At 68.9% G+C, this 534-nt stretch carries 1 protein-coding gene; it reads right to left on the bottom strand.

Translation table 11 applies throughout. From position 1 onward, the window contains the following. A partial coding sequence (locus EOA24_RS40495) for a diguanylate cyclase (RefSeq protein WP_127410946.1) occupies positions 1 to 534 on the bottom strand: 534 nt, incomplete at both ends.

Raw genomic sequence — 534 nt, 5'->3', positions numbered from 1 at the left:
TCTCTCGAAGCTTCGTCCGGCGCGGCGGAAACGCAGCCGCGGCCTGCCGCCTTGGCATCGTAGCAGGCGGCATCGGCGCGGGCGATGATCTCATCCACCTCGCCGCAACCGGCGCGGATCGGCGCGAGCCCGATGCTGGCGCCGATCAAATGCGGGCGGCCGTCCCAGCTGAAATTGAGGTTGCAGATGGCATCGATGATCGAGCGCGCCGCGATCGGCCCGCGCGCCGCGTCGCCCGATTTGAGGATGACGGCGAACTCGTCGCCGCCGAGCCGCGCGACGATCTCTTCCGGGCCAAGCACATTGCGCAGGGTGTCGGCCACGCGCCTGAGCAGCGCATCGCCCGCGGCATGGCCGCCGGTGTCGTTGACGGCCTTGAAGTGGTCGAGGTCGACGAACATGAACTGATGCTCGCCGCCATTGAGGCGGCACTGGTCGACCAGTTCCTCCATGGTGCGCATGAAGCTCGAGCGGTTGGCGAGCCCGGTCAGCGCGTCATGGGCGGCGGCGTAGGCCAGTTGTCGCTGCAGGGCG

Origin of the sequence: Mesorhizobium sp. M2A.F.Ca.ET.039.01.1.1, from assembly GCF_003998035.1 — a bacterium.
Taxonomy (GTDB): Bacteria; Pseudomonadota; Alphaproteobacteria; order Rhizobiales; family Rhizobiaceae; genus Mesorhizobium.
This window is presented reverse-complemented; position numbering and strand designations above follow the sequence as displayed.